At 35.0% G+C, this 22250-nt stretch carries 19 protein-coding genes; 16 read left to right on the top strand and 3 right to left on the bottom strand.

Annotation, left to right across the window (positions count from 1 at the left end):
* Window positions 1–179 precede the first annotated feature (179 nt).
* Together NSQ89_RS14295 and NSQ89_RS14290 are read left to right on the top strand one after the other, a co-directional pair.
* Window positions 180–1895, top strand: a complete 1716-nt coding sequence (locus NSQ89_RS14295) for a sensor domain-containing diguanylate cyclase (RefSeq protein WP_053215746.1) — start codon at window positions 180–182, stop codon at window positions 1893–1895.
* A 266-nt stretch (window positions 1896–2161) separates the two neighbouring features.
* The gene (locus NSQ89_RS14290; RefSeq protein WP_341132804.1) at window positions 2162–5014 is read left to right on the top strand and encodes a vWA domain-containing protein; all 2853 of its coding nucleotides are present in this window, start codon (window positions 2162–2164) and stop codon (window positions 5012–5014) included.
* 232 nt (window positions 5015–5246) lie between these two features.
* On the opposite strand, the gene NSQ89_RS14285 is transcribed toward NSQ89_RS14290, so the two are convergent.
* The 3 genes from NSQ89_RS14285 to NSQ89_RS14275 are packed head-to-tail and all read right to left on the bottom strand — an operon-like array spanning window position 5247 to window position 8369.
* Window positions 5247–7295: a hypothetical protein gene (locus NSQ89_RS14285; protein ID WP_341132803.1), complete on the bottom strand. Its 2049-nt coding sequence runs from the start codon at window positions 7293–7295 to the stop codon at window positions 5247–5249.
* Window positions 7296–7309: 14 nt separating this feature from the next.
* Window positions 7310–7891, bottom strand: a complete 582-nt coding sequence (locus NSQ89_RS14280; RefSeq protein WP_341132802.1) for a type II secretion system protein — start codon at window positions 7889–7891, stop codon at window positions 7310–7312.
* Entirely contained in the window at window positions 7875–8369 is a 495-nt protein-coding gene (locus NSQ89_RS14275; RefSeq protein WP_061801238.1) for a type IV pilus modification PilV family protein, read from the bottom strand. The genes NSQ89_RS14280 and NSQ89_RS14275 overlap by 17 nt, the downstream gene beginning before the upstream one ends.
* A gap of 155 nt (window positions 8370–8524) precedes the next feature.
* On the opposite strand from NSQ89_RS14275, the gene NSQ89_RS14270 reads away from it, so the two are divergent.
* From NSQ89_RS14270 to NSQ89_RS14205, 14 genes are all read left to right on the top strand, one after another.
* Window positions 8525–9766 carry a hypothetical protein gene (locus NSQ89_RS14270; RefSeq protein ID WP_341132801.1) on the top strand — a complete coding sequence of 414 codons (1242 nt, stop codon included), beginning with the start codon at window positions 8525–8527 and terminating at the stop codon, window positions 9764–9766.
* A gap of 12 nt (window positions 9767–9778) precedes the next feature.
* Window positions 9779–10513 (top strand): PRC-barrel domain-containing protein, encoded by a 735-nt coding sequence (locus tag NSQ89_RS14265; protein WP_047943585.1) that lies wholly within the window; start codon window positions 9779–9781, stop codon window positions 10511–10513.
* 19 nt (window positions 10514–10532) lie between these two features.
* Window positions 10533–11891, top strand: coding sequence for a VanW family protein (locus NSQ89_RS14260; protein ID WP_172865360.1), 1359 nt, complete (start codon window positions 10533–10535; stop codon window positions 11889–11891).
* A 27-nt stretch (window positions 11892–11918) separates the two neighbouring features.
* On the top strand, window positions 11919–13583 hold the full coding sequence (locus NSQ89_RS14255; RefSeq protein WP_095258082.1) for a GspE/PulE family protein: 1665 nt from the start codon (window positions 11919–11921) through the stop codon (window positions 13581–13583).
* An 11-nt stretch (window positions 13584–13594) separates the two neighbouring features.
* The gene (locus NSQ89_RS14250) at window positions 13595–14635 is read left to right on the top strand and encodes a type IV pilus twitching motility protein PilT (RefSeq protein WP_095258083.1); all 1041 of its coding nucleotides are present in this window, start codon (window positions 13595–13597) and stop codon (window positions 14633–14635) included.
* A 2-nt stretch (window positions 14636–14637) separates the two neighbouring features.
* The gene (locus NSQ89_RS14245) at window positions 14638–15843 is read left to right on the top strand and encodes a type II secretion system F family protein (protein ID WP_047943589.1); all 1206 of its coding nucleotides are present in this window, start codon (window positions 14638–14640) and stop codon (window positions 15841–15843) included.
* A gap of 103 nt (window positions 15844–15946) precedes the next feature.
* Window positions 15947–16390 carry a prepilin-type N-terminal cleavage/methylation domain-containing protein gene (locus NSQ89_RS14240; RefSeq protein WP_251687513.1) on the top strand — a complete coding sequence of 148 codons (444 nt, stop codon included), beginning with the start codon at window positions 15947–15949 and terminating at the stop codon, window positions 16388–16390.
* A gap of 31 nt (window positions 16391–16421) precedes the next feature.
* The gene (locus tag NSQ89_RS14235) at window positions 16422–17168 is read left to right on the top strand and encodes a prepilin peptidase (RefSeq protein ID WP_047943591.1); all 747 of its coding nucleotides are present in this window, start codon (window positions 16422–16424) and stop codon (window positions 17166–17168) included.
* Between the two features lie 67 nt (window positions 17169–17235).
* The gene (gene pilM, locus NSQ89_RS14230) at window positions 17236–18228 is read left to right on the top strand and encodes a type IV pilus biogenesis protein PilM (protein ID WP_047943592.1); all 993 of its coding nucleotides are present in this window, start codon (window positions 17236–17238) and stop codon (window positions 18226–18228) included.
* A 2-nt stretch (window positions 18229–18230) separates the two neighbouring features.
* Window positions 18231–18881 carry a PilN domain-containing protein gene (locus NSQ89_RS14225; RefSeq protein WP_341132800.1) on the top strand — a complete coding sequence of 217 codons (651 nt, stop codon included), beginning with the start codon at window positions 18231–18233 and terminating at the stop codon, window positions 18879–18881.
* The gene (locus NSQ89_RS14220) at window positions 18878–19642 is read left to right on the top strand and encodes a pilus assembly protein PilO (protein ID WP_095258087.1); all 765 of its coding nucleotides are present in this window, start codon (window positions 18878–18880) and stop codon (window positions 19640–19642) included. Before NSQ89_RS14225 ends, NSQ89_RS14220 begins: the two co-directional genes overlap by 4 nt.
* Window positions 19643–19672: 30 nt before the next feature.
* On the top strand, window positions 19673–20128 hold the full coding sequence (locus NSQ89_RS14215) for a type II secretion system protein (protein ID WP_061801231.1): 456 nt from the start codon (window positions 19673–19675) through the stop codon (window positions 20126–20128).
* A 101-nt stretch (window positions 20129–20229) separates the two neighbouring features.
* Window positions 20230–21330 carry an SPOR domain-containing protein gene (locus NSQ89_RS14210; protein WP_341132799.1) on the top strand — a complete coding sequence of 367 codons (1101 nt, stop codon included), beginning with the start codon at window positions 20230–20232 and terminating at the stop codon, window positions 21328–21330.
* Between the two features lie 307 nt (window positions 21331–21637).
* On the top strand, window positions 21638–22216 hold the full coding sequence (locus NSQ89_RS14205; RefSeq protein WP_061801229.1) for a Maf family protein: 579 nt from the start codon (window positions 21638–21640) through the stop codon (window positions 22214–22216).
* Window positions 22217–22250: the final 34 nt, after the last annotated feature.

Genomic DNA, 22250 nt, shown 5'->3' with positions numbered 1-22250 from the left:
CATCGCTTAAAAAAATATAGATTATTAGAATAGAAAAAGGTAGTATATATTTATTAGGCTGAAAATGTGGGAATTTTAAGAATATGATGGGGTTTTCACTTTTCATATAGTAAATAAAAATGATGAAATACAAACTTAATTGATAGATGAATGGATATAAAAGGAAGGGGGAGATGTGTATGATTAACCCAGTCTACAAAAAATTAATATGGACAGTTTGGACACTCCTCCTTCCTTTTGGTTTGTGGTTTTCTTATACATTGTATCCTCCGCAAATTTATGATAAGGGTTGGGAGTTAGTTGCTTTTTTACTATTTATGACAATTGTCGCTAGTATGCCGATGATTATAAATGGCATTCCAGTGTTTTTTCTGCAATGGGCAACTTTATCTGTTTTCTTAATCTTTGGATTAGTTATGGAAATCATTCTTGTTCAAATCGCATTATTAGCTGTACTCTATCAAGCTAAATTAGATAGGAAGTCGCTATTCCGCTTACCGATGAATTCTATTATGTTTTTCCTTGTTTCCTTTATTAGTGGGATTATTTACTATAGTTTCGGAGGCGGACATGGATTTGATATTGCCTTAAATTTTAAATCATTTGCTTTAATTAGTGTATATCTCATTTCCTATCTCTTACTCAATACTTTGGGGATATTTTTTATTGTTCGCTTTATCTATAAGCGAAAGCAACGATTTATCACCAAGGATTTGGTGTGGGAAATATTCACAACGATTATCACATATCCGGTAGGCATCGCTTTATATCTTATGTATGAATATATCGGGCTAGCTGCCTTAATCTTAATCGGTGTTCCATTTATCACGTTATCACTTATTTTAAAACTATATCATTCTAGTCAAACGGCGAATGATTATTTACGGAAAACAGCAGAGATTGGCCATCAGCTATCTCAAAATTTGTATGTAAATGAAACAATCGATTTTTTTATCGAAAAGCTTTATGAATTATTTAAAGTTGATTTCGTGTTTATTCATCAAGTTAATACGAATGAAGATTTAGAAATGATATCACGTGTGGAGCAGCAAGAGAGATTACCTCTATTACCTGAAATAATGAAAGAAAATGAGGGGATTTGTGGGAAAGTGCTGGCGTCGAAAAAAGCAGAAGTATACCATTCTAAGCAGGAATGGCAGATCGTAAACAAGGGATATATGCCGGAGGGCGTTCAAAGTGTACTCTGTATGCCGCTAAATAAAAATAATAAAGTAATTGGTGTATTATTGCTGGGAAGCAGACAAAAGAAGGCATTTGCAAACATCAAGTTAATGGTTTTAGACCTTTTATGCAGCCAATTTGCCATTGCGCTTGAGAACGCTAAATATTTTGAAAAAACAAAGGAAAATAGTGAGAGGTGTGCTCTGACGAAGCTTTATAACTACCGCTATTTTGAAAAAATATTAAGTGAGCAGTTTACTAAATTGAATGAAAAGAATTTGGACAATCTTGCGCTGATCATGTTGGATATTGACCATTTTAAAGCGATTAATGATCAATATGGTCATCAAGCTGGAAATGAGATTTTAATAGGTTTCGCCAAAAGAATTCAAAATCTTATTGGTGACCACGGATTGGTTGCTAGGTATGGTGGAGAAGAATTTGTCATCCTATTAAGCAATATAGAGAATAAAGAAGCATTTGATTTAGCTGAGTTTATCCGCAAGAGGATTGCCTCTAGGCCATTTGTCATTAAACAAAATATCGACGATCGTCAACAAATAAAGAATGTAAATATAACTGCTTCCCTTGGATTAGCTTATGCGCCAGTAGATGCGGATGAGCCGTTAGCTTTGATTCGTCATGCGGATCGCGCATTATATGTGGGCGCTAAACGAGCAGGACGTAATCGTGTCGCAGGTTATGTAAAATAAAGGCTTCTTGCAAAAAGGATCGAATAACCTGAAAGTTTTTTATCTAACTGATGGATAGTTGGATGAAAAGACAATGAATTAAAAGCTCTTTGAACTTCCTAGGTGAAGTTCATTTTTTTGGAGAATTTATCGTGAACGATTAGAGAATGCAACTTATTCCCCCTATAAAAAGGCTATACTAGTTCAAAAGTACTTGATATAATGATGGTAATATTGTGTTTATAAAATAAAACTAGTAAAAGGGTAATAAATAGGGGTGCGATTTTATGAGGAGAACGAAATTAGCTAGTAAATTTTTCATCGTGTTATTGATATTATTATTCATCTTACCTACTACAGAGACTAATGCATCTGCCACTACTCCATCTGTAGGCTTTTCTGTTACCCCATCCCAAAATATTATTGTAAAACCTAGTGGTGGAGTAGCACAAGGAAATTTAGATGTTCGTTTGACTCCAAAAGGGAAAGTGACCAGCAGCAATCGTTCTCCTATTGAATTAGCATTTGTATTCGATAAATCAGGATCGATGGACGAGCTTGGTTATAATCCATATAAATTTAAAAGTGCAAAAAATGCAATTACACAGGCTGTTGATTACTTTAGTGAAGATCCGAATATATATGATAGATTCGCATTTATTCCCTTTTCAACGGATGTAGAAAAAGAAAAAATGGTTTATTTTCCTATTTATGCATATAATTCAGCGGATAATGTTAGAGATAATTTAAAGACTATTAATAATGTAGCGAATCGTCTCGTTGCAACTGGGGGAACAAATTATACTCAGTCCTTTCAAACAGCGGGATCTATGCTGGCAAGCGGCAATAATAATGCTAATAAATATATTGTATTTTTAACAGATGGCGAACCAACTTCTTCTATTATGGAGGAAACATTTACAGATAAAGTTTGCACAAATTATTATTTCTGGCAAACATGTTCAAATAAGCAGGTTAAGGATACGGTTACGTATACTATTTATACAAATAACACTGCTAGAGCTGTTAGATCCAATGGAACTATCGTTTCAACAAGTTTAAGTTATGTGGAAAAAGCAATAAAATCTCATATCGAAACAGAAGTAAACAATCTTGCCGCCAATAACTATAAACTCTATTCCATCGGTTTTGGAACAAACAAGGAAGTAGATATGAGTTATTTGAATAAATTGTCCGAAACAACAGGCGTAACAGCCCAACAAGCATCTGAACAATCTATTGCAAAAATATTTGAGACGATTTCGGAAAAAGTAAATACACCTACTATTTCTGCTGCGATAAAAATAAATATTTCGAAGTTTGGTGACAAGGTCAAATTAAGTAATAATGCAAACGTAACAACAGATAGTGTGGGAGATATCATTATTAAGAAAGACATTCTTTTCCCTGTCAATCAAGATCCATCAGGTTCTATTGATATATCTTTGCCGTTGACTTTTAGTGAAACGGGAACGTATGTATTTGATGATATAACTTTGCAGTATAAAGATTTAGACGGAAATACGCAAACAAAGAAAACAAGTACAACAATCCAAGTAAAAGAGGATGCGCCAGCTAGTTTTTCTTCGACCATGACGTTAGAAAAAGTAGTAAATGAACTAAATGATTTAATCAAGACAAGCAATTCATCAGATAAAACGAATCATTTTAATGTCAAATACACGTTGAATCCAATTGGTCTTGTGAATAATACAGTAAGTGGCACGCTAGCTAATTTAATTATCGAACAACCACTACCAGATAGTGTATCCATAGTCACCACAGATAGTGTTAAAGAAATTACAAAAAATGGTAGTCGATATGCCGTTATTACTTTACCGAATGAGATTCATTACTCGAATGGAAGCTTTAATCCTTCGACAATCAATAGAACAGTTGAATATAAGATCAATTATGCTGTAAATAATTTAAGTATGCCAAGAGCAGACTTATATTTTAAGGATTCTCGTTTCCAGTTTATAAATGCCACAACTATATCTCCATCTGCGCAAACAATGAATATGAAAGTACAATTAAAAGAGTTTACGATGATTAAATATACTGGAGATGCAGCAGGGATAATCGAAAAAAGGGAACAAGAAACAAATAAGAAATTAGCTAATACCGAATATCCAAATGATTATAATCTTGCCAATAAGTCTGTAAAAGATATGGTATTTGAACAAGAATCTAAAAATCAAACTATTGAAATTACGTATTCGGATAACAGTAAAGCATATTTGCACTTTTTACCTGACTTTGAATTAATTGGACAGGATACAAAAAAACATTATAAGAGTGGTTCTACTTCAACAGAGTTTATTGATACTGTATTAACCCAGAAAATACCAGGACAAGATGTGACTTATGCTTATAAAATCGATAACGGTTCTGATAGTACTGGATGGAAAACGTTCAAGCCAAAAGATAAAATCAGCATTGAAACATCAGGAGAAAATACAATATCGATTAAAGCAGCTGGTGGGTTTGCGAATAATACAGTGATCGTAAAAACGATTAAAATAGCATGGCCGATAACTTCCATAACAATCGAGCCTAATCCGATAGAAATAAACGTTGATGGCACAAAGAGTTTTACGATAACAATCGAGCCGAATAATGCTACGAATAAGACTTTAGATATAGCTGTGGCTAATCCATCTATCTCAAGCTTAATTCCTGGACAAAATACACTAATAGGAAATACAGCAGGAACGACTGAATTAATTGTGAAGACGACAGATGGATCCAACCTTATACAGCGGATTCCGGTGCATGTTAGAGATCCCTATGTAAAACTAGAGAATATTTCATTTACGAAACCAGTTTATACAATCGAACGTAGTGCTGGAACAAATGACAAGCTTATAGCGGTAGATGATCTCTTAATCTTTAATCCTTCTAATGCGACAGATAAAGATATAGAACAAGTTCTGTCTAATGCTCCTGATACAGTGGAAGTAATTAGGCAGGATGGACAATATTATTTGAAAGCAGCAGATGTTGGTTATGCAGAAATAACCGCTATTGCAGAAAAGCAAAAAGATGGTACCCAGCCTAAAGATTCTACCCTTTTCAAAGTAGTAAAAGAAAAGGAAGGAAATAATGGCAATGGAGAAGACGGAAATGGACGTTGGTAAATTGTTTGTACCCTAGCGGAACCAAAGATTGGGACACAAGTATCCCACAAGTAAAACCCGAATGATTACGGAGAGGTAAATGATATGCTCCCCTACAAGTAACCAGATTTTTATTTTTTAATCTGTCTACCTAAAGGGGAGCATATCAAAATAGCCTCTCGTGTAATTGTTCGGGTTTTTTATGATTTATAGGAAAGGTGTTTGTGGTTATCACTTTCAAACTAACTACAAATTATTCAATCACAAAATCATCTGGTATAATTTGTAGTCGATCTACTATAGGAAGTGCATCTATTCCTCTTAATAAAACATCTTGGTCATAATCAACGATAAATCGTGAAAGCATTCCTTCCCTTGAATTTGGGATATCAGAAATGGAAGAGAACTCTCTGTTGGCGCGAATTGCATTTATTTCGAGAGAATCTTTTGCAAAAACGCCACCCTTAATATAGAACAGGGAACCAACACCATATAATTCAGCTTTTTTTTCTGTGTAAAAGAAAGCTTTTAAAGGTTGGATGATTGTCTCCTCATCTGGAAGATAAGGAAAACCAGTTTCTTTCATTGGATGGAAATGATTAAACTCATTCATTCTTGTAATCGTAAGTTTTTCCTTAGCTAATAAAATGAGCTGTCCCACTTTTTGGGCATTCGTTCTTTTATCAATATATGGCAAGCCAAGAATATTAATATTGGAAACAAAGGTCTCATTTAATGTGTAAACAACAGAGTTAATTTTGACTATATCATTTTCTCCAGACTCTTCTCCTTTTTCATCTCCGTTTATAGTAAATGAATCTAGACTGATCATATTGCTATTTAAAGAAATGGTTGTATTTAAAGGACGGATATGGATAGACTTCCCTGTAAGAATATCTCCGTTGATGCTGACACCGTTATGAGGATTACTTTTATTGTCAGCAGCAGACTCGATATTTAAATCACCTGCAACAAAGAGATTTCCTTGTAAATTCATTTCACCATCAAAATTGATTAGATGTAAATCACCAGATACATAAATATTATTTGCTAACTTTAATTGGCTGTTGCTTACTAAATATAAATCACCGTTAACAACTAAGTCCTTATCGAATGTAATAGGATAATTGCTGCTGTTAATAACAGTATCTCCGTTGATGCTTACTTTTTCCTTGAAATCTAATGGATTATTGTCACTCTTAATCTGAAAACTATTGGAGAGACGTTTGAGAGAATCTCCTAATACAGAAGAAGGTGCTTCTTGCTCTGGGACATTTTCAATCAAGGGAGCACTGTTTGATTGACCGTTTACGATACTAGCTACTTTGTTCTGAAGAAGACTTGTAAAATTAGCTGTTTCGCTTATATCTCTAATTGTTATATTGTTCAAATTATCATCTGTTCTTAACAAAGTATCCATTCGTTGGATAAAAGTACGATTATAATCAATATTAATAAATTGACTATCATGATTTAAAGAAGGTACTTCTCCTTTATAGAAATTCTTATCTTTCAGCACCGGTATTAAGTTTGCAGAACTACTATAAATATTACCGGTAATAGAAGGGGGAAGAGATGATTTCTCTTCTCTAGTACCATTTTTTAGCTGGTATTTCGCCCGATCACTAATTTGAAGCTGATTTGCATAAATATTGCCATTTACATTAGGTGATCCATTAATAAATAGTCCTTCTTCATTCTGTTTAGAGTAAGCTCCTAGCGCATACTTTAAAAAGCTAGGAAGGGGAGATAAAATTACTCGCTTCTTTAAGGTTCTTGTAATACTTCCTTCTGTTTCGTTAGGATTATTGGTTACAAGAATAATTTCTAGCACTCTGGTGAAATCTAATTCTCGATCGATCGTATAAGTACTATCCAAATCGTAGGTTTTTTTAGAACACGCTTTATTAGAAGGAATCTCTACTTTAGTAGCATCGCTTAAATCCACTACACTTAGACAACTAATCGATTCATTATACGTTTGATTTGTTAAAATTTTATTTAACGTTGGCATAATAACCATGGATGCAAGCTGTGTATCAAAAGAATCACTTACGATATATTGGTTATCGATCTGCCGATAATCTAAAGGTAAAGATTGTAAGGCATTAGCCATTTCATAGGTTATTTCTTCGAGTACTTTTTTGCTCTCATACGTAATATTGATGTCCGTTTCTCTCGTTTCTACCCTTTTTGTACTGCTTATACTAGATGCTACAATTGCCAGACCTATTGTTGTAAAAACTAATGAAATTAATAATACGGTAATTAGGGCGTTCCCTTTTTGATTCCAATTGAACATAAATGGTATTCTCCTTAAAAGCCAAATTGACTTTCTAAAGTTAAAGGTCGATTTAATCGTGCTTGATCGATGATAAAAGTGATATGGATTAACCCATGAAGGCAACGATTTTTATTTTCTGGGTCTGTTTTACTACAGGAAAGCCTTACTTTAGAACCGGTAAAATCCCCGCTTCCCTCTAGAATTTGATTATTGATCGAAACAGAAGTAATCGTTTCGTTTTTAAGCTGGTGGTCAACAAATGCAATACTACTTACTTTTGCATTCTCTGGTTTTATTTTTTCTTTATCATAAGTATAAAAAAAGGAATTCTCTTTAGTATTCTTCTCAAATACAGTCTTTTCTGTATCATATAAGCTGATTTTTGAATCTCCTTCTATCGTTACATAGTCAAAAGGGATGCTATTAAAGGAGTTCATCATCATAGAAACGGCATAATCAGCATCATCTCGGATTTGTCCTTCTATCTGAATTTTATTATATAAGGATAAACCAGACTGAAAGACTCCATAGATGACTGGCAATACGATTGCAAGAATGGTGATGGCTGCCAATAGTTCATATAGTGTTATTCCTTTTTCATCGAAGATCCTCACTTTTGATGGCTCCCTCCATGGAAGTATTGTACTCTTTTTTGTTTACACTCCATGTGACAGTTACTGTTAAAGGAATGAAAAAATTGCTGTAATTTTTATCTAAAATAGGCTTAATAATTACATGATAATCAATATTATTAATTTTAATAGGTGTACAGGATGCTTGATTATCTTTGTCCCAGATTACTTTATACTCATTATTGCAGATGAATAATTCACCTGTTGTCTCCTTATTATGATCTATTCTATTTTTTATGCTGATAAAGGAGTCTTCTTGGGTAGTTTGTTCCATGTATGTCAAAGCATTTCTAGCAACATTTATACCAGCAGTTTTTTTCTGATTAAGATTCGTATAAGAATAAGCTTGAGTAAAAAAGTTCATTATACCTAAAATGATTATACTAAGGATAGTAAGAGACAATAAAACTTCTATTAATGTTAATCCTTTAGAACTAGATATCAGCTTTGGAATTTTCATATTTTTTCCCTGCTTTCAAAAATGCTATTCTTATTATACAATACTAAATAGCTATTATATGATGAAAAGTATCAAAAAATAATACAAAAGTTTTAGATAATTTACAAAAATTGTCGTATGATTAGATAAATGGTTCGAAAAGAGGAGGTGTATGAATGACTGTATACATTTTGGCGCTTATGTCCTTAATTTTTGTTGTGCCTGTTTTGTATTTCTTGCCATTAGGACTTTCGAATCGAGGGAAATTTACTATTATTGGATTAGCGTTTTGTATTTCTGCGATCGGATTACTTTCAAGGGAGCTATTTTCTTTCTGGCAAAGTATTTTAATTATGCTATTATTCCTTATTAGTGCAAGCTATCTTTTGTTGAAAAATTGGTCAACAATACTTTTTGTCATGCCAGAAGACGTAGAAGATTCTGTTATAGAGAAAAGACAAGAACCACGAGAAACAAAGGATTTAAAAACTACTCAGAATGACGTAGAACTAGAAGAGGATATTATTCCCTTTGTTCCAGAGGTAAATCAAGAAGACATTTTAACAAATGAAGCAGCTATCATTCAAGAGGAAACAGTCGAAAGCATAGGCATGAATCTTGATGTGATGAAACATTTAGAAGTTGTTAAACAGGAAGAAGAATTTTTACTTTCCATAGAGGAAGAAGTTATCGATAGAGAAATAGATAAAGAAATAGATAAAGAAATAGATAAAGAAATAGATAAAGAACCAGTAGAGACGAACTATCTAGCTGAAATTGAAAAAATGCTGGAAGAAAACGATCCTTCCACTGCTATTAAAACAAGCGAGGGAATTGACGAAGAAGATCAAATAGAGGAAATCTTTTTTTCTATTGGTGAGGATGCTGAAGTTGCAGTGTCAGTGGAAAAGATGGAACAGGAACAGCTCTGGAATGATCTAGCGGATAATGCCATAACGGAAGAGGAGAAAACAATCCTATCAGAAGAAATGACTGCTATAAGTGAACATATAGAGGAAGTGCAGGAGGATTCTGCTGTTGAAATGATGGATGAACAAGCAGAACTTTCACTGGAACAAAGACAAGAAAATCAAATTGGATTAGATGGTGATAAACACGAAAATGTGGTAAGTGGCTTAGCTCATAAGATTATCAACAATACTTTAGCACAATTAGAACTGTTGCAGAATGCCATGGATATGGAAGAATTCGAGACTGTATTAACTCAGTGTTTGAAGAAGCCTATTCCTTTAAATGAATATTTTGCTTATTCTGCTTTGTTAATTGATGTATATGTTCAAAATAAGGAAGAGGGTAAATTAGAAAATTTATTATATTCGCTTAGAGAAAAATTTATGGAACAACCGATTGTATTAGAACAAATTAAATTTATGGAAGAAAAGTATCTGAAAGTATAGGGGAGATAGATTATGAAAATTAGCACACAGTTAAAAGGTTTACCGATTATCAGCATCTCTAACGGACAACAAGAAGGAAATGTACAGTCTTTAATCATTAATCCAGAAAAAGGTTTTGTGGATTTTTTAACACTAGAGCAAGAAGAATGGCAAGAGAGTATTCAAGCAATCCCTTTTAAAAAGGTGATCGGTGTAGGGGAATATGCTGTAACAATCGAAAGTGCAAACTCTATCATTGATTTAACACAGATTCCTATTGCTAGTGAGCTGGCAAGCAAAAAAATCGCGATTATTGATACAAATGTTATTACTAGAAAAGGAGATCTTGTAGGTAAAGTGACAGAGTATCAAATTGACGAAGAGACAGGTGAAATCATTGGACTTGTTCTGGAGGATCGAGAATCAGTCATTTCATCCGATACTGTTATCACCTATGGTAAAGATATTATTATTGTGAAAGAAGAAGTAGCTGTACCTTATTCTGTTCAAGAAGAAGCTGTATCTTCAAATGACCACTTATTCCAAGGGTTGGAAGTAGTGGAGCGAGAAGATGAAGCTAGTCTTAATGGGTTAAAAGAAAAACAAAGAGAATTATTGCTCAATAAACAAGTAACAAAAGATATTTATGCAGCAGATGGTGAATTGATTGCTGCGGAGGGTTCTATATTAACACTAGAGGATATTGAGAAAGCGCAAAATGCGGGGCCAAGTGTAGTAATTGATCTATCCATGAGTGTTAATGCATAACAAAAGGAGTCATTACTTCATGAAAAACGTTCAAAGTGTAAAGCTATTTGTAGCTATGGTAGTTACAACTGCATTTATTTTTAGTTTTTCGCATTTTGGTGTAAATGCATATGAAAGGATTTTTTCGACCAAGGAAGGTTATGCGGAGGGAACAACTGTAGGTGGAGTAGATATTTCTGGAATGTCACTAGAAGAAGCTTTAAAAGTATTGAAGGATTCTCAAAAAGAATGGCTTCAATCAACCTCCATAAAATTAAAATATAAAGAAAAAACAGTAGATTTTGCTACTGATTTATTTACATTCCAATTCCAAGAAAGTTTAGAAAAGATACATCAGGGCACAGACAATTCATTGATTGTATCGTTAAATCAAGATGATTTAATCGGATTACTTTATTCGATATCTCCCTATCTCATAGAAGAAGATGTTTTTTCTGTGAATAAATGGAATGATTCTTTAATAGCGATAGCTTCCCAGTTAGACAAAGGAAATCACGAACTTGCGCTTCAAGAATATCTAGTCAGCCAAAAGGAAGAAGAAGTAATCTTAACAGATACTACATTAGAAGTTAAGGAAAATAAGAAAAATGTCGCTAAATGGGTAAAGCAATTTCCGAGTATTAAAGTGGGTCAAGAAGAAACGGTCTCGTTGCTAGATATAATGGGAAAACAGACAGATTCTTATTCGGATACTACATTAAGTATGGTTGCGACAGCTCTTCATCAACTAGTTTTAACAACTAACTTTACTATTACAGAGCGGTTTATAAGTAATCAATTGCCCAACTATGCCCAATTAGGCTATGAAGCGAAAATCAATCAATCTAAAAAAATGGATTACCGGTTTTATAATCCTAATGCTGCTGCTTATCAGCTTCAATTCAAAATGTCTGGCAATAAATTATATGCGTCGATAGTGGGAGTTCCGTTTTTATTTAAATATGATGTCGTTCTCTCCGATCAGCAAGCATTTAAGCCTAAAACGGTTATCCGATTTGATTCTTTATTAGGGTTTAATGAATATAGGACCGTTTCAGAAGGAACAGATGGGCTTTTAATTAAAGTTTATCGTTTAGCCAAAAATGACGATGGAGTAGAAGTGAAAAAAGATTTAATGAGCGAAGACTTTTATCCTCCAATCAATAAAGTAGTTGCTTCTGGATTAATAAAAGAACAGGAAACAGTGATTGATACAGATAATGTCGAAGATTCACTCGATTTAAATGATCCTTCTGATTCTGAAGAAAACATCAAGGAGGAAGAGACGGATACCGATAATCCAACGACAGATAATCCTCCACAGACAGAATCGGATAATCAGCATGTAAAAGAAGATGAGGACAAGGAAGAGACTCCACAAGCAGTAATAGAAAAATAATAAGTATAGAAATCGGGAGCTAAAGCAATGAAACAAATAAGAAAGCGGTTAGGAGATTTGTTGGTGGAGGCTGGCTTGTTGACAGAAGATCAATTGCAGCAAGCACTTAAAGACAAGCATCCAGATCAAAGGCTTGGAGATAGTCTGCTTCAAAAGGGTTATATTACAGAACAACAATTGATCGAGGTATTAGAATTTCAATTAGGTATTCCACATGTTAGTTTGTATCGCTACCCTTTTGACCCAAAGTTATTTACGATCGTTTCAAAGGAAACAGCGAAAAGACAATTAATTATTCCGCTAAAAAAAGAAGGAGAAAAGTTATATGTGGCAATGGCTGATCCAATGGATTTTTATACAATAGATGATTTGCGCTTATCTACTGGTTTTCAAATTGAGACAGCTATTGCGACAAAAGATGATATTTTGCGTGCAATCAATAAATATTATGATATGGACGAAGGGTTTGAAGAGTTGCTGTCTGATAATGGAGCAGTTGGCGAAGATGTGAGCGATAGTATGGATGAACAACAAGATACGCCGATTGTCCGCTTAGTAAATCAGATATTATCGAATGCTGCGGCCCTAAAGGCAAGCGATATTCATGTGGACCCTCAAGAAACAAAAGTGGTAATCCGTTATCGGATTGATGGCGTATTGCGTATAGAAAGAGTTTTGCCAAAACATATGCAGAGTGTATTGATAGCACGGTTGAAAATTATGGCAAACTTGGATATTACAGAGCACCGCATCCCGCAGGATGGAAGAATGAAGTTTAATTTGGACTTTCATCCCATTGATCTCCGTGTTTCTACACTTCCGACTATTTATGGAGAAAAGATAGTTATGCGGATTTTGGATCTTGGAAGTACACTAAATGATTTAGATAAACTTGGTTTTAATAAAGTAAATTTGGCTAGATTTACAAATCTTATTGAGAAACCAACCGGGATCATACTTATTACAGGTCCTACAGGATCTGGTAAATCCTCCACACTCTATGCAGCACTAAACCGTTTAAACAGTGAAGAAGTCAATATTATTACAGTAGAAGATCCGGTAGAGTATCAATTAGAAGGAATTAACCAAATTCAGGTAAATACGAATGTAGGGATGACATTTGCAAAAGGATTACGAGCAATATTGCGTCAGGATCCTAATGTAATTATGGTTGGTGAGATACGAGATAAAGAAACAGCAGAGATAGCCGTGCGTGCTTCTTTAACTGGTCACCTTGTTTTTAGCACCTTGCATACAAATGATTCACTAGGCTCTGTTACAAGATTGTTAGACATGGGCGTAGAACCATTTTTAGTGGCTTCATCTGTAACAGGAATTGTAGCGCAGCGTCTTGTTCGTAAAGTTTGTAGAGACTGTGGACAAGTTCATGCTGCAACAGTAAGAGAAAAAGAAATCTTCGCAAAACGGGGGCTAACAATCGATAAAGTTGTTAGAGGAAAAGGGTGTGCTTCCTGTAATATGACGGGTTATAAAGGAAGGGTAGCTATTCATGAAGTGCTAGTTATCAATGATGAAATGAGAAAAGTCATTATGAATGGTGAATCTTTTTCTAGATTACGAGATCTTGCAATGAAAGCAAAAACTATCTTCCTAATTGATGATGGATTATTAAAGGTGAAGCAAGGAATTACGACTACAGAAGAAGTATTAAGAGTAGCTATCCCTGATTAGGAGGGACATTATTGAACCATAGTATTGATTACTTATTGAGAGTAGGCTTTGAATTAAAAGCTTCTGATATTCATCTTACAGTTGGTGTTCCTCCTGTTATGAGAATAAATGGAGATTTAAAGCGGTATGGGAAAAATAATTTAGAACCAAATGATACTGAGATAATGGCAAGAACAATGATTCCTGAGAAGTTATGGGAAGTATTCCAAGCTCGTGGTGAACTTGATTTCTCATACAGTTTAAAAGGAGTATCCAGATTTAGGGTTAATGTATATAAGCAAAGAGCATGCATTGCATTAGCTATTCGAGTTGTACCAACATCGATCCCTAGTCTAGATGATTTAAAGCTTCCTGCTATTATAAAGAAATTTGCTGAAAGGCCTCAGGGTCTTATTTTAATTACAGGACCAACAGGCAGTGGCAAGTCAACGACCTTAGCGGCGATGATTGCCTATATGAACGAAACTATGCGCAAGCATATTATCACATTGGAGGATCCGATTGAGTATTTGCATAAGCATGGAAAGTGTATTATTGATCAGCGGGAGGTTGGATTTGATACCAATAATTTTGCTAATGGCTTGCGAGCATCTTTGCGCCAAGATCCGGATGTGATTCTTGTTGGGGAAATGCGTGATTTAGAAACAATTCAAACAGCCATTACAGCAGCGGAAACAGGTCATTTAGTACTAGGAACACTACATACATCAAGCGCTCCAGCAACCATTAACCGAATTATTGACGTTTTTCCGCCCGCACAGCAGGATCAAATTCGAATCCAGCTGGCTTCTGTTTTAGTAGGCATTGTAGCCCAACGACTATTCCCAACCCCAGATAAATCGGGAAGGGTTTCAGCAACAGAGATTCTTGTGAACAATTCAGCTGTAGCCAATTTGATTCGTAATGAAAAAATCCATCAGATTTTAAATATTATGCAAACCTCCAAAGCAGCTGGAATGCATACATTGGAAAGCAATGTAAAAGAATTAGTTCATGCTGGTGCTGTTTTAAGAGAGGCTGCACTTCCTTATCTACAAGAAAAGGAGCAATAAATATGGCTCGCTATAAATATACGGGAAGAGACCGAAAAGGAACAAAAAAAGGGATAGTAACAGCTTCATCCAAAAGAGAAGCGATGGTGCAGTTAAAAGAGAAAGGGATTAAGATAACAGAAATAAATGAAGTTCCTGAAACTCTTTTAACAAAGGAAATCACATTTGGCAGTCCTGTAAAGCTACAAGACTTTGTCATTTATTTACGCCAGTTCGCTACCCTGATAAAAGCAGGGATATCAGTAGTGGATGCAACTGCGATACTTGCTGAGCAAACAGAAAGTAAGGCATTGCGTAAGGCTTTACTAGTGGTAGAACAAGATTTAAAGGATGGGAATCCTTTATCTTCAGCAGCAGCGAAGCATAGAAAGGTTTTCTCCAGTATGTTTGTAAATATGATTCGTGCTGGAGAAGCTACAGGGAGTATGGATGAGACTTTAGAAAGATTAGCTAATCATTTTGAAAAACAACATTACACAAAGCAAAAAATTATTTCAGCCCTAACTTATCCTATAGCGATTGCGATTATTGCTTTTATAGTTGTTATATTTTTATTGGTGAGTGTTGTACCAACGTTTGTGGATATGTTTGCTGATTTTGATAGTGAGTTACCCGCCATTACACAATTTGTTCTATCGGCAAGCAGCTTTATGCAAAAATTTTGGTGGCTTGTATCTTTGCTGTTGATTGCATTTATTATTGCTATCATGGTTATACGAAATAATAAAGCAGCGAAGTTTTATCTCGATTATTTTCTATTAAGAGTGCCGATTTTCGGAAAAATTCTGCAGAAAGCAGCGATTGCGAGAATGACACGCACACTTAGTTCACTATTTTCAAGCTCTGTTCCCATTTTACAGGCTATTTCGATAGTCGAAAGAGTTATTGAAAATGAAGTAATGGCCAAAGTCCTTGTTCAATCAAGAGGTGCGCTTGAACAAGGTCAGTCATTAACTGTGCCAATGAAAGCCCATTGGGTGTTTCCGCCACTTGTGACGCAGATGATAGCAATAGGGGAAGAAACAGGATCATTAGATGAAATGCTTGCAAAGGTAGCTGACTTCTATGAAAAAGAAGTCGATACAGCAACTGATCGACTAAAGTCCTTGATTGAACCTATTATGATTGTTTTTCTTGCAAGCATTGTTGGGACAATCGTGTCATCTATCCTAATACCAATGTTTGAGATTTTTAACCATGTCCAATAATTTTTAGCCGATTCTATTAAAAAAAGATATAATAAAAACACATAATCTAGTATAATAGTAATGGATTTAAAACAAAATATACCAATTTTAAGGAGAAAGATATATGCGTCAATTAATTAAGCAACGAATCAAAAATGAAAAAGGGTTAACACTTATCGAGTTATTAGCAGTTATTGTTATTTTGGGGATTATTGCAGCGATTGCGATTCCTAGTATTTCAGGAATAATTCAAAAATCAAAAGAAGATGCGGTTAAGGCTGATGCGATTACAATCCTTAATGCAGCTAAAAACTATGTTGCGGGTAATGATATGGCAAAAGGCGGTACTATTACTGATGAGGAGCTCTCAAGTTATGTTAGTGGTGTGAATTTGGATAAATTTGGTGATTATACTGTTACTGTAGGAGAAGGCGGGACAACTTTTGGTTTGAACGCTACTAATGTTGAGGCAGGAAAAATAAATATCACATTTACCAATGCTACAATTGACCAAATTAATAAATCAAAAAAAGGGCAAAAAACAATACCTAGCACCACAGGTAGTTGATGTATTTTTCTAAAAGATAGGAGTTTATATCATGATCTACCTACTAATCTTCCTATACGGCATAACCCTTGGCTCATTCTATAACGTAGTAGGTTTAAGGGTGCCATTAAATGAATCGATTGTTAGGCCGAGATCTCATTGTTCAAGCTGCGGGCGCATGTTATCAGTGATGGAACTTGTACCAGTTTTAAGCTATGTATTATTAAGGGGGAAATCAAAATGCTGTAAAGCATCGATTTCCCCCTTCTATCCTATATTCGAGCTTTTGACTGGTCTTCTCTTTGTCGTTAGTCCGCTTCTGCTTGGCTGGAGTTCTGAGCTGTTTGTATCCTGGACACTGATTTCTTTATTTATCATTATTACTGTTTCTGATTTGAAATATATGATTATCCCAGATAAAGTACTGCTGTTTTTTTCGATTGTTTTTATAATCGAACGATTCTTTCTCCCTTTGCATCCATGGTGGAGTTCCTTGCTGGGGGCAGCGGTTGGTTTTACGCTTCTTCTAGTTATTGCGATTGTATCAAAAGGAGGAATGGGGGGAGGAGATATTAAGCTTTTTGCAGTAATTGGCTTGGTTTTAGGGGCTAAGCTAGTTCTTGTCTCCTTTTTTCTTTCTACCTTTCTGGGGACAATTGGAGGCATTGTCGGAATGGCTATTGGTAAATCAAAAAAGAAACAACCAATTCCTTTCGGTCCGTACATAGCCTTAGGAACTCTAATAACCTATTATTTTGGTAATCAAATTATTCAATGGTATTTAAGTATTTTTCTTTAAATGGCTGATGCCTTTTTTGGGGAGCAATCTTTCTTCCTCCATCTAGTAACAATAAGGAGTTTTCAATATGGCATTAAATTTTAATTTTGGAAAAAATAAAGTAGTTAACTTAACCATAAAGGATCATGTAATTCGATTTGTGGAAATAAAGAATTCCCAAGATGTTGTAGTGCAAAATTTTGGAGAACGCTATTTGCCGCCTGGATTAATTCATGATGGAGTGATTCAGGATGTCGAGAATTTTTTATGGATTCTAGAAGAATGTGTGGATGAATGGAAACTATCAAAAAAACAAGTTCGTTTTCTAGTTCCTGACTCCTCTGTTGTCATTCGAAAGCTCCCTATTCCTGAAGATGTAAGCGAAGATGAAATTAAAGGGTACTTGTATATGGAACTCGGAACATCGATTCATTTGCCATTCGAGGATCCTGTATTTGATTATTATCTATTGAAAGGAAAAGAAAAGAATAAGCAGCAAATTATATTATTTGCTTCACCAGAAGAAAGTGTTGCCCAATATGCAGATTTACTAGAAGAGGCGAAATTATCGCCGCAATCTGCAGATGTATCCGCATTAGCTCTGTATCGCTATTTCTATCGCTCTGAAAAAGTCGAAGACAATGATATTATCATGTTAGTTGAAATTGATATTAAAACAGTGAACGCAAGTATTTTTGAAGAACATTATCCTTTATTGATGAGACATTTATTACAAGAAATGGAGGAAGACCACTGGACCGTTACGACAGAGAAGTCATCACAGCAAGAAAAGCTGACATTTACAGGTGATCATGCTGAAGTTTGGAATGGTCTTGAGGATGTTTATAAAGAATTAGAAAAAGTGATGAGCTTCTATCGATATACTTTAAATAAGGGCGACAAACTAGTAACAAAATTAGTAGTAACAGGAGATCATCCATGGCTTTCTGCCATTATTGAAAATATGGTGAATCGTTTTGAGATTCCTGTTCTTGAATTAAAAGTGAACCAATCAGATTCTAATAAGCCTATACCATCAAGTTTCCTTTTAAACATTGGTTTAGGATTAAAAGAGGTGTAAAAATGTTAGTAGAAATTAACCTCCTTCCTAAAAAAGAACGAAAGAGAAAGTCGCAATTGCTTTGGGTGATCCTAGCTTTCTTGATTACTTTTTTATTAATAGGCTTATTTATCTGGCAGTATATGACTAAAAAAGCTGAATTAGCGGCAACAGAAAATTCGTTAAAAATGACAACCAATCTGGTTGATACATACAATCAGAGGTTAGAGAGCTACAAAAGTTCAGAGTCTGTCCAAAGCCTTGAATCAGCAATCAAGTGGGCGAATAATCAATCAGTGGATTATGTTCTATTTCTGCAGGAATTAACAAAGAATTTGCCGGAAAGAGGCTTTATTCAGGAATTAAAGGTATCTGATGATTATAAGACAAACATGATTGTCCAGTTTGATACTAAAAGTGATGCAGCCTATTATTTAAATTCTTTGCTTGAAATTAGCTGGATAGACGATGCGCTTTTAACGGAAGGAAAATCAACCGATGCACTTGAAAATAAAATTAGCGATCAAGTAGATCAAGTGATTGATAATTTAAAGCAATCAGAAGTGGAACCTCGCTATTTTGCAAGTTACGAATTTGTCCTAAATAAAGCAAAGCTGCGAGATGAAACCGAAAAGCAAAAAGACGAAAATGAAAAAGGGGAGGATTCCCCATGAGATTAAGCGATCATAAGCAAATGGTATGGTTTGCATTTAGCATTATTCTCCTAGCCTTAGGAGCGATATATAGTTATTATTGCTATTTAATGCCTTTAACCAATGAGCTGAACATGAAAAAAATGGAGCTGCAAATGACCGAGCAGCAAGCGGATATTTTGCAATCCAAACTAAAGTCGACTGGTTCAGAAACAAGTTCGAATACTATCGAGTTGCAGAAAAAGATACCGGTTAAACGGTTATTGGAACAGGCACTCCTTGAAATAGAAAAAGCAGAAATTATTTCTGATACGAATATATTAGAAATAAGTGTGAATGGATCCAACGCTGATGAAGAGGTTGCAAATGGAGAAGTTACTACAGCAGATAATGCAATCGATGATGCAAATAAGGAAGAAAATAGGGAAGCAGATGAAAAGAAAAATACAGAAGAAATCGTCCTCCCAAATGGAATCCATCAAACAACAATCAATATGCTAGGAGAAGCATCTACTTATTTTGAACTAGAAAAATTTTTAGAAAAAATAGAATCCTCTCAGCGTATTATGACCGTTGATTCTTTAAATATTACTGGACCAAAAGAAATCATCGCCGTTGAAGAAAGTGATCAACAAATAGATTTTGAACTAACGGTGTCTGTATATTATTATCCTACATTAAATGATTTAATAGAGGATCTTCCACAATTGGATACACCAAAGGTATCTGAACGAAAGAACCCTTTTGATACTGGAACATTAGAAAATAGTAAAGATCAATAGAGGAAGTGAAAAAAGAAGGTGGGTCTAGCGATGCTAATAACTAGACTAAATAATAAGGGATTTACCTTAATGGAATTGCTTGCTGTAATTGTCGTACTCGGAATAATAGCCGCAATAGCGATTCCCTCTGTCTTAAAAGTAATAGGAGAAATGCGCGATCGAGCTTTTATCGCAAACGCATGGAATATGAAGGAAGCTGCTGATTTTTATATTAAAGAAGCGACAACTAGTGGAGCAGGTGCAAAGGAAAGAATCACTTACTTTGAACTTGTTGAAAATGGGTATATGGGAACGTTTAATGATCCAGATACAGACCGAGAGTTAGTTCCATCAGATAAAAGCTATGTAACCCTTCAAAATAACATAGCGATTGCTGTTTGTTTAAAAGGGGAACATCGAAAGCTTTGTACAGAAGAAGAGGGAGTAGACCAAGCAATACAATATAAGGATCTTTCTCCAAGTCAGATTGTGTCTAACAACAACTGAATTTGACGAAATCATTCTATAACAAGACGACAAAAGTCTTGTTATTTTTTTTTGCTTGTATGATAGGATAAACGAAATAAATGGAAATGGGGGTAGGACGAGTGAATGAAAAACCGGAGAATCGCAAAACGATAACGATTAAGATCAACGGAAAAGACCGTCCATTCCAAAATAAGGACAATGAGGACACAGTAGAGCGGAGTGAACCTTCTGTTTTTTATAAGGACCAAAAGAGCGAAGGGAAAAAACAGGATATTATTAGAGAAGAGTCTGCGGCTGGACAAGAAGCTGAATTTGAGGAAAGTTTTGATTGGATTTTGCCCGCACCAGAGGAAATTCCAGCAAAAAATAAAGAAAAAAGTATGTTTAGCTTTCAATCGTCTGTAAATAAAAAGGACAAGCAGCCATTAACAAAAGGCAAAAAGGAGAAAGAGGGAAAGAAAAAGCGGTTGCCAAAGGAAGTAATTGCCTCTATTTTCTTTGCTGTTTTTTTTGCTGTCATCTTAGGCACTAGCTTTGGATTTATTTTATTAAACATGGTAAACAATGATCAAAGCAGCACTACAAATGGAAAAATAACAGCTTCGGCCAATGATTCTTCCAATACAACTAAAGGTGGACAAGCCGTGTCGATAACAGAAAGTGCAACCAAACCGGATATTACTACATATGTCCTTCAAAAGGGAGTTTTCTCTAATGAAGAGCGTGCGAAAAGCGAGCAGCAGAAGCTGACAGATGCAGGGAAGAAGAGTCAAATTCTTCCCATAGATAAGCAGCAGTTTCTACTAGTTGGTGTTGTGAGTAATTTGGAGGATGCGAAAGCATGGCAGAAACAAGTAAAAGATACTTATGCAAAAGAGATGGTATTTAGTGGAAATGAAGTGAAAAATGTATCGAAAGAAGAGAAGGAGGTTATTGAAGGATCGTCCGCTATCTATTCTGCCATTCTGGAAATGGTAACAAGTGTTCAATTTAATCACTCTATTGCAACGGAGGATAAAAATAAGTTAGAGAAGGCACTCTCTCTTGTAGAAGAGAAAAAAACAGCCAAGTTGGCCAATGAAAAAGTTAAAAAAATGGCAGCCTATCTTTCCGAAGGTGGTGAGCTTACCATAAAATTAAAAGAAAAGAGCAGCGAGAACGAAATAGCGGAAATTCACCAGAAATTGCTAGACTACTTAGCTGTATATGTCTCACTATAAGGGAGTAGGGGAGCACATCGTCTATTAAGCGGTGGCTCCTTTCTTTTTGTAGAGGAGTTTATGGGGGAATGCTACCACACCCATACAGCTTCGAACTATTAACTAGAGCAAAGATTATCTGTCTAAATACAACTTAAAAGGCAAAAAATATCTTTTATATTAATTGTATAAATATTTCTACAAATTTCGTCATATTACATTTTATTTACTATTATATAAAAATTTCCGTTTCAAAATTGTGTATCGGCGAATTCTTTGATAGGATTAATCTGTATCTCACAATTTGAAATAGTAGGTAGGTGTTATCATGTTAAAGCAAACCCTCATATTGGCCTCTTCTTCTCCTCGACGAAAAGAGCTCCTTGAAGAACTCCAAATACCATTTGTAATATCCAGTAGTAATGTAGATGAAAGTTTCAATCCTTCTATTTCTCCTAATGAAATTGTCATGGAATTAGCGAGACGAAAGGTTGAAGCAATTTATGCCGATGAACAGTATCCATTTATATTAGGTGCTGATACGGTAGTATATCTTAATGGTGCGATATTAGGCAAGCCTGCTTCGCCTGAAGAGGCGTTTCGCATGTTAAGGGAACTTTCTGGCAAAACGCATTCTGTCTACACTGGTGTCGCCATTATGGCAAATGGAATATGTTCCACTTTTTATGAAAAAACAGACGTGTTATTTTGGGAATTAACAGATGATGAAATACACGATTACTTAGACACCGGGGAACCATTTGATAAAGCAGGTGCGTATGGAATTCAAGGAGTAGGCAGAACGCTCGTAAAAGAAATAAAAGGAGATTATTTCACCGTAGTCGGTCTTCCGATTTCTCGAACGGTACGCGAATTGAAGGCGAAAGGCTTCAATATGCCTAAATAAATCAAAGGTCCCTTATTCTTTTCTTCCCAAAAAC

It is taken from the genome of Niallia sp. FSL R7-0648 (assembly GCF_038007005.1).
Taxonomy (GTDB): Bacteria; Bacillota; Bacilli; order Bacillales; family Cytobacillaceae; genus Niallia; species Niallia circulans.
This window is presented reverse-complemented; position numbering and strand designations above follow the sequence as displayed.

Bases quoted from the DNA above. Each gene is read 5' to 3' on its own strand.
- NSQ89_RS14295 (WP_053215746.1), top strand. From the start codon at position 180: ATGATTAACCCAGTCTACAAAAAATTAATATGGACAGTTTGGACACTC.
- NSQ89_RS14290 (WP_341132804.1), top strand. From the start codon at position 2,162: ATGAGGAGAACGAAATTAGCTAGTAAATTTTTCATCGTGTTATTGATA.
- NSQ89_RS14285 (WP_341132803.1), bottom strand. From the start codon at position 7,295: ATGTTCAATTGGAATCAAAAAGGGAACGCCCTAATTACCGTATTATTA.
- NSQ89_RS14275 (WP_061801238.1), bottom strand. From the start codon at position 8,369: ATGAAAATTCCAAAGCTGATATCTAGTTCTAAAGGATTAACATTAATA.
- NSQ89_RS14270 (WP_341132801.1), top strand. From the start codon at position 8,525: ATGACTGTATACATTTTGGCGCTTATGTCCTTAATTTTTGTTGTGCCT.
- NSQ89_RS14265 (WP_047943585.1), top strand. From the start codon at position 9,779: ATGAAAATTAGCACACAGTTAAAAGGTTTACCGATTATCAGCATCTCT.
- NSQ89_RS14260 (WP_172865360.1), top strand. From the start codon at position 10,533: ATGAAAAACGTTCAAAGTGTAAAGCTATTTGTAGCTATGGTAGTTACA.
- NSQ89_RS14255 (WP_095258082.1), top strand. From the start codon at position 11,919: ATGAAACAAATAAGAAAGCGGTTAGGAGATTTGTTGGTGGAGGCTGGC.
- NSQ89_RS14245 (WP_047943589.1), top strand. From the start codon at position 14,638: ATGGCTCGCTATAAATATACGGGAAGAGACCGAAAAGGAACAAAAAAA.
- NSQ89_RS14240 (WP_251687513.1), top strand. From the start codon at position 15,947: ATGCGTCAATTAATTAAGCAACGAATCAAAAATGAAAAAGGGTTAACA.
- NSQ89_RS14235 (WP_047943591.1), top strand. From the start codon at position 16,422: ATGATCTACCTACTAATCTTCCTATACGGCATAACCCTTGGCTCATTC.
- pilM (WP_047943592.1), top strand. From the start codon at position 17,236: ATGGCATTAAATTTTAATTTTGGAAAAAATAAAGTAGTTAACTTAACC.
- NSQ89_RS14225 (WP_341132800.1), top strand. From the start codon at position 18,231: ATGTTAGTAGAAATTAACCTCCTTCCTAAAAAAGAACGAAAGAGAAAG.
- NSQ89_RS14220 (WP_095258087.1), top strand. From the start codon at position 18,878: ATGAGATTAAGCGATCATAAGCAAATGGTATGGTTTGCATTTAGCATT.
- NSQ89_RS14215 (WP_061801231.1), top strand. From the start codon at position 19,673: ATGCTAATAACTAGACTAAATAATAAGGGATTTACCTTAATGGAATTG.
- NSQ89_RS14205 (WP_061801229.1), top strand. From the start codon at position 21,638: ATGTTAAAGCAAACCCTCATATTGGCCTCTTCTTCTCCTCGACGAAAA.